We start from the raw sequence: 6,932 nt of genomic DNA, 5'->3' as shown, positions 1-6,932 counted from the left end.
AGATACTTCTGGTTCAATGGAGCGGGAATTATTGGGAAAGGCATTAGGGGCGATCGCCAGTTATAGTATTTCTCATGATGTTTCTTTGGTGCGGGTTGTTTTCTGTGATGCTTTTGCTTATGATCAAGGTTATTTAACACCAGAATCTCTAGCAGATAGAGTTCAAGTCAAGGGTAGAGGTGGTACTGTTTTACAACCCGGTATTGATTTACTGGAAAAAGCGGATGATTTCCCCAAAAATGGACCATTGTTAATTATTACTGATGGCTATTGCGATAATTTACATATTCGTCGAGAACACGCTTTTTTAATTCCTGTGGGTCGGTATTTACCTTTTATTCCTAAAGGTCAGGTTTTCAGGATTAAGTAAATTAAGGAGGCAGGAGAAACCCACGGTTAAAAACGTAGGGCGGATCTTTGTTAAAGTCCCAACTTTTGCCTTACTACCTCATCTTTCTCTTTAAAACCTACCAGCACAGCCGTTCCATTTTTGAGGAAAAGGGGGCGTTTGAGCAGCATTGCATCCTTAGCGAATGCCTCAATCCATTGCTCGTCTGTCCAAATTTTCTTTTCATCACCTAAAGCCCGGTAGGATTGACCGGAGGTGTTTCGCATAGCCGCAGAACCGAAAGACTTAACCCAGTTTTCGACCATCTCACGAGTTGGAGGAGTTTCTTTGGTATTAATGAACTCATAATCAATACCATTTTCTTGAAGCCACTTGAAAGCTTTTTTACAAGTCCCGCAGTTCGGTATCCCGTAGATTTGGATAGACATAAAAAAGATTAATAAGTTTAAAGCAGATATTTTGGCTTAAACAGCAGAAGCCTAGTAGTATATTAATTTTGTGTGTTTTGGAAGGACTGTCTCGAAAATTATGGGTGTTACCGTAGTTTACACCGAAAGCTACTCTAACTCTGTACCTCACGCTTCTTAGTAAATGCTATAATTCATCAACAAACAGTGGTACAAACTGAAATTTTCTCCCATCAAATAATCCTTGGTCACTAAGTTTTAATTCAGGTATCACCAGCAACGCCATAAAAGAAAGAGTCATGAATGGTGCAGATAGTGTTGAACCTAATCGTTTTGCCCAGGCATCGAGTTCTGCGTATTTTTTGGCAACTTCATTACCATCACCGTCACTCATCAAACCCGCCACCGATAAGGGTAATACGTCAACCTTATTACCTTCGACTACCGCAATACCACCTTGATGTTGAATGATGGCATTTACCGCAGTACAGATTTCTAAGTCCGTTGTCCCCACTGCCACAATGTTATGGGAATCATGCGCCACACTTGATGCGATCGCCCCTTGCTTCAATCCGAAATTCTGCACTAATGCCACCGACGGCGGTGTATCCTGATATCTATTTACCACCGTAATTTTCAGGATATCTTGCTCTAGATCAACTGTAACTTTACCATTTTCCATCTGCGCTGGTACACACCTTTCCCCTGTGATCAACTGACCATCAGTAACGGTCATCACTCTCACTGTTGTACCCTTGGCAGTTATTTCAAAATCCCCCGGTGTTTTTGCAGTAGTGATAAAATTATTAATAGGTGTAACAGGAACAAACGGTAATAAAGTTGACCCAGACTTTGCTGTTAACACACCCTGACAATAGGTAGCCAACACCGTAAAATCTTGTAAATTATCAACAACAATTAAATCTGCACTGTCCCCAACTTGCAGCAGTCCCACATCAAGATTGTAGTGTTTGACAGGGTTTACACAGGCAACTTGCAACACATTCATAACATCATGACCTAAAGCCACTGCCCGTTTTACCAAGAGATTAATGTGTCCAGTAACTAAATCATCAGGGTGTTTATCATCACTACAAAACATACACCGTTCTGGGTAGAGATCAATTAAACTGTGCAGGGCATCAAAATTTTTAGCTGCTGAACCCTCCCGAATCTGAATCTTCATTCCCAATGCTATTTTCTCTAAAGCCTCACTCAAGGAAGAACATTCATGGTCTGTAGTAATTTTGGCATCTGCATATTTACGTAACCCCGTACCCACTAACCCCGGTGCATGACCATCAATGGGGATTCCCAAACCTTGCGCTAAATGAATTTTGTCCATTATTTCTGGACTATCTGCCAACACCCCCGGTACATTCATCACCTCACTTAAATAGGAAACACCATGTTTAACCAGTTGATGGAAATCGTTTACCGTCAGGATTGCACCGGCAGTTTCAAAAGTAGTAGCAGGGACACAAGCAGGAAAACCAAAAGCAATTTTTAGGGGAGTTTGTCGGGCATTATTGACCATAAAGCGAATACCCTCTAAACCCAGAACATTAGCGATTTCGTGGGGGTCAGAGACAGTGGCGACAATACCATGCACCGTTGCTAATCTTGCGAATTCAGTCGGTACAAGCATGGAACTTTCAATATGAATATGGGCATCCACAAAACCCGGAAGAATGTACTGTGAATATTGCCCCTGGTCTGGGATTATGGTTTGAATGCGTCCATCTTGAATGTGAACAGTACCCGGAAAAATGCGACGGTGGAGAACATCAACAATATTGCCAGCAATGGTAAAATTTTTCATAATTTTATTGTTAAGAAAAGCCTAGAGGTAGAAATTTGGTGACAAAAAAATGCTTTAATAGAATATAGGATCTTACTGAAAAATAATATCTAAAAATTATTTACTTTTACAGCAGCCTTCAGTTTTCAGCAGTCAGATCCCAGCTTGTAAATCCTTTTATTGTAAGGCTTTGTGTTTTTAATTTGTACTTCATCACATTGGAAACTGATGCAACTATTATTGTAACCTTTAAACCAAGAATTTCAGGAAAATTGTGACTAAAATGTCTAGGAAATGAGATTGAACAGGTAAGCATAATTTTACACAGATGTATGGTTGCTGCGTCTGAAAAGTTTCTTAATCCTGTGCCTGTTGTGGTGGATGTTAGTGTGGGTGATAGCTGGTAAATTCTGTGACTAGCTGAACAAAAAAGTTAGTTTTTCAGTAAGTATTCAGCCATCAATAATCAGTAATCAGCCTATAGAATCAGATCAAGAAAAAAGATTCAGCAACATTAATTTCAGAAATTTACACTTTCCTCATTTGTTCTCATTCTTTGAATATTTCATGAGGGCTACATAATAGTAGCCTAAATCATTTCCACTGTACAGGATCTAATTGATAATAAGATTGTAATTGCTGATAAACTGCCGGATGATGAGATAACAATTGGTGTGGTTTTTCAAAGAAAGTTTCAGTCGCTACAGCAAAAAATTCTGCGGGATTCGTTGCACCATAACTATCTATGACATTATTGACTCCTTGGAGAACATCGTTACAAAGTTGCTGATATGCTTCACTCATCACTTTAGCCCAAATCGGATAGTCAGAGTTGCGTTGTAAAATCGGCACACCTTCAGCTTGACCATCCTCTTGATCTAATTGATGGGCAAATTCATGCAGGACAACATTATGTCCATCTTGCCAATTAAGAGTGTCCTGTTTTATCTGTTCCCAAGATAATATTACCTGATCTCTTGTCCACGATTCTCCTAATCTTGCTACACGCCTTTCTTCAACAACATAATTATCAATAGCAGTCGTTTCCTTAACAATATAAGCACTAGGATAAACCAGAATTGAACGCAATTTGGGAAAGTATTCTCCTCGTTCATTTAATAGAAGTAAACAGGCAACAGCAGCAATGATTATTTTCATTTCTTCTGTCACCTGTAATCCTCTACAGCCAATAAATTGCTTCTCTGTTAAAAACACTTGAATATGCCCTTGAAGTCGCCTTCTTTCATCTGATGACAGATAGAGATATATAGGAAGATTATTCTCAATAATGGCATTCCAAAGGGGAGGAAAAGGGCGACGTTTGAGACGGTTTCTTCTCCTTTTAATGAGGAAGGGATTGGCTAAAATTACCGTGATAATTAGTCCAATAATGACAAAGACAATAATTGTTTCAATCATTGATTTTTGAGCATAATACAATTTTATGATACAGCAAATTTTATCTGGGTGAGGTACACTCGTAGCGGGCAAGATGCCCACACCACAAGATTTATAATATTAAGATGTGTACTTCATTTACTGGCAAAGTGCCGTATCAAATTCGTTGAAAAAAATCACACTAAAAACACGCTAAAGCTATGGCAACTTACTCAAAAAAAGATTGAATTTACTAGGCTTTGGTGTGAAGGTGTAAACCATCCCAGCTACCCTTGTGCGGACTCGTCCACCTTTGACACAGGGCGCAAGGAATTGAGTTTCAGACAACTGTGCTTCTGCATTAGCTATTTGGTTGATTAGCTTCAATATGTTAGTCATAACTAATACCAATTATTCAAAATCAGCTATAAATTCAACTTAGAAACTCGCATAAAATCTAACTTTCTTAATTACGAATTAATTTAATTATTTCCTGCGTGCAAGTTGGTGGAGCATTGCGTGTTCTCAGTTACTAGAGGGACTCCGCTGGTGAGTTGTTACACACTCTTTAAAAGATGGCTACTTTTAAGCCTACTTCCCAGGTTCTTCGTATTCCTCGTTCACACACGCCCACTGCTTTTGGCAGTGTTACTTTTCCTCTCGTACTGGTATGTAGGCTCACACGAGTTGGGTCACGCAAGAAATATATTACATTATACTACAATAAACGTTTGTTGTTTTCCAGAATATATTTTGGATGTTACAGAGAAGCTCAGGACTGATGCAAAATCAAAAGAAATTTATCTCACGCAGAGACGCAGAGGCACAGAGAGAAAAAGTTTTAGAGAGATTTTGTGGTCGAGCTATCACAGCTTATTCATACGCTTTCTTCATTAAATAAATGTTTGACCACAGTAATATTTATTTCTAAAAATCTATTCCTTCTAGTTTTAACTCTATTAGAGGAATAGATAATTTTTGCATATATCTATTACAAATCTCAACGCCTTGATTTGTTAGTTCATACAAATCACTGAATACAGGAATATCTTTGCCTAACACTTTATTTTCATGAGCCTCGAAAACTACTTTAAAAACTTCCTCGCTCATTTGCTGTAAGGTTAGAGCTTTTTCTGCAAGAGGTTTTTTCTCAATCTCTTCTGTAGTAAGACGACCATCCTGAAAAATTAATTTGTCTCCATATTTTTTATATACTTTTTCTAGCTCATTACTAATTGTTGAAGGAAATTGTTTATGATCGGTATGAGCAATAGTTTTATCTCTCAAATGTTTTAGCTTTTGAACTAAGGGATTGTTTTTTGCTTTTACAAATTCTTGATCTTGCTTTAGAATTTTATTATCAAGATTTTCCGAACATCCCCAATGCCTATAATTAGATTCAATTATGTTTAAAATTTTTAAAAGTCCCAAATTATCTTCATCTTCATCATAGGCTCTGGCTAGTCTTAATACTCCAGTTTCATAATGAGCCATACGTGACCAATAAAAGAACGGTGGATACTCGCTCAGGCGTTTGTTAATTTCGTTTGTCATCCATTCATGAATTTTCAAATGAAAATGTGATTCATATAAGCTTTGCCCAAGTTCTATTATTTTAGATTCAAACTTTTCTTTAGTAAGAGTCATAGTTTTTGAAGTCTACAGATAAAGTTGTGATGTACTTAAATGTAATATTTTTATTAAGCAAAAAATAGCAGTAATCATACGTAATAATGTTATAATACCATTTCTTTATGAGGCTGCGCTTAATTTTGTGACTTGTATTTTCCTCCTCTGCGACCTCTGCGCCTCTGCGGTTAAAACCCTGATAAATTTGGCGCATCTTTATACAGAATTGGTATAAGTATTGGCAAACCCCTAACTTAAAGTAACAAAATATCAGAATGCGTAACAGCTTAACTCTGACGCACCCTGATTTATTCTACTTATCCGCCCTGACAGGCAAAGGCATATCCAAAATCTCCATCAGCAAATCCAGACGAGAAGGGCGCGTTAGGAGTGGGACAAGGTTCGGCAAACTGTAGTAATCACCGGCGAAAGTGAAAGTATCTACAGGTGCTTGTTGCTGCTTGAGTTGAGTTTCCACCCAGTTGTAATGACTACCCACACGGACAATCACCACATTAGGCATTACCCCAAACTCCCGGCAATAAGCCTTGTAAACTTCACTGAAGTAAGGATCAGCGTTTTCACCTTCATCCGTTACCAGAATAATTTGGTCAACAACCTGCTTCTTCTTCCGCATGGCTTGCAATGCACAACCGATGCTAGTACCACCACCTGCATTGATGTACTGGAAAGCACGTTCCCAGTCAGTCAACTCCTTACCCTTTGCTGTCACAGGATAGGGAATGGTATCAAAAGCATAAACAAACAATTCTGCCTGAGTGATACCAGAAATTAAAGCAGCGAGTTGCTTACCAACAGCGATCGCATTTTCCATTGAACCGGACTTGTCCACCAGTAAGGCAGTTGGCCGAGCAATTGTCCCCCGTCGCTTTACCTGCTCATTATCATTCATTCCTGCTGTAATTCCCAGTTGTGTTTCTGTAACATCAACTGAACGCGCCTCAAATCGAATATGAACCATTGTTATCACCTCTTTTTAAATTACAAATTGTTATTGATGGATCTGATCGGGATTGAACCGATACCCTCCCTGTGAGAGTTGCACTCACACCTCATGTAAGTTGAAAAAGCTGTGGTAACACCGCAGGAATCGCACCTGCACCTATCGTTTAAAAGACGATCGCTCTACTATTGAGCAAGTATGTAAGCTTTTTCTGTCAGGACACAAGTGAATCCAGGAACTCTACCATTAGAGCTACAGACCCAATAAAAGCATGATTGCTCTGAGTGTTTTTTTTGCCTTTTGGAGGAGGCGTTTGTGTTGATATTACATTTGTAATACAAATACTACTCGATGTCAAGAGTGTACTACAAATTTTTTTTGGCAAAGTCAGAAAACTGCACCATG

At 38.7% G+C, this 6,932-nt stretch carries 5 protein-coding genes, 1 tRNA gene, 2 pseudogenes and 1 other annotated feature; of the genes and pseudogenes, 1 reads left to right on the top strand and 7 read right to left on the bottom strand.

The genetic code is table 11. From position 1 onward, the window contains the following. Positions 1-370, top strand: a pseudogene (locus tag VB694_RS23565) (peptidase); the annotation flags it as partial. Positions 371-420: 50 nt separating this feature from the next. Here VB694_RS23565 and VB694_RS23560 read toward each other — a convergent pair. From VB694_RS23560 to VB694_RS23530, 7 genes and pseudogenes are all read right to left on the bottom strand, one after another. Beyond that, positions 421-777: a Spx/MgsR family RNA polymerase-binding regulatory protein gene (locus VB694_RS23560; RefSeq protein ID WP_323362769.1), complete on the bottom strand. Its 357-nt coding sequence runs from the start codon at positions 775-777 to the stop codon at positions 421-423. Positions 778-943: 166 nt separating this feature from the next. Next, on the bottom strand, positions 944-2,578 hold the full coding sequence (gene ade / locus VB694_RS23555; RefSeq protein ID WP_323362768.1) for an adenine deaminase: 1,635 nt from the start codon (positions 2,576-2,578) through the stop codon (positions 944-946). Between the two features lie 573 nt (positions 2,579-3,151). Next, positions 3,152-3,976 (bottom strand): M90 family metallopeptidase, encoded by an 825-nt coding sequence (locus VB694_RS23550; RefSeq protein ID WP_323362767.1) that lies wholly within the window; start codon positions 3,974-3,976, stop codon positions 3,152-3,154. Between the two features lie 177 nt (positions 3,977-4,153). Then, positions 4,154-4,333 (bottom strand): hypothetical protein, encoded by a 180-nt coding sequence (locus VB694_RS23545; RefSeq protein ID WP_323362771.1) that lies wholly within the window; start codon positions 4,331-4,333, stop codon positions 4,154-4,156. A 147-nt stretch (positions 4,334-4,480) separates the two neighbouring features. Next, positions 4,481-4,536 (bottom strand) — a sequence feature (23S ribosomal RNA rRNA prediction is too short). Between the two features lie 325 nt (positions 4,537-4,861). Next, positions 4,862-5,581, bottom strand: coding sequence for a hypothetical protein (locus VB694_RS23540; RefSeq protein ID WP_323362766.1), 720 nt, complete (start codon positions 5,579-5,581; stop codon positions 4,862-4,864). A gap of 295 nt (positions 5,582-5,876) precedes the next feature. Continuing rightward, positions 5,877-6,467, bottom strand: a pseudogene (locus VB694_RS23535) (vWA domain-containing protein); the annotation flags it as partial. A gap of 190 nt (positions 6,468-6,657) precedes the next feature. Continuing rightward, positions 6,658-6,728: transfer RNA gene (locus tag VB694_RS23530), tRNA-Lys, on the bottom strand. Positions 6,729-6,932: the final 204 nt, after the last annotated feature.

The sequence above is a fragment of the Anabaena sp. UHCC 0451 genome (genome assembly GCF_034931405.1).
Taxonomy (GTDB): Bacteria; Cyanobacteriota; Cyanobacteriia; order Cyanobacteriales; family Nostocaceae; genus RDYJ01.
This window is presented reverse-complemented; position numbering and strand designations above follow the sequence as displayed.

What these genes read in the sequence shown, in the direction of transcription:
- VB694_RS23560 (WP_323362769.1), bottom strand. Translation starts at nt 777, where the DNA reads ATGTCTATCCAAATCTACGGGATACCGAACTGCGGGACTTGTAAAAAA.
- VB694_RS23545 (WP_323362771.1), bottom strand. Translation starts at nt 4,333, where the DNA reads ATGACTAACATATTGAAGCTAATCAACCAAATAGCTAATGCAGAAGCA.
- ade (WP_323362768.1), bottom strand. Translation starts at nt 2,578, where the DNA reads ATGAAAAATTTTACCATTGCTGGCAATATTGTTGATGTTCTCCACCGT.
- VB694_RS23550 (WP_323362767.1), bottom strand. Translation starts at nt 3,976, where the DNA reads ATGATTGAAACAATTATTGTCTTTGTCATTATTGGACTAATTATCACG.
- VB694_RS23540 (WP_323362766.1), bottom strand. Translation starts at nt 5,581, where the DNA reads ATGACTCTTACTAAAGAAAAGTTTGAATCTAAAATAATAGAACTTGGG.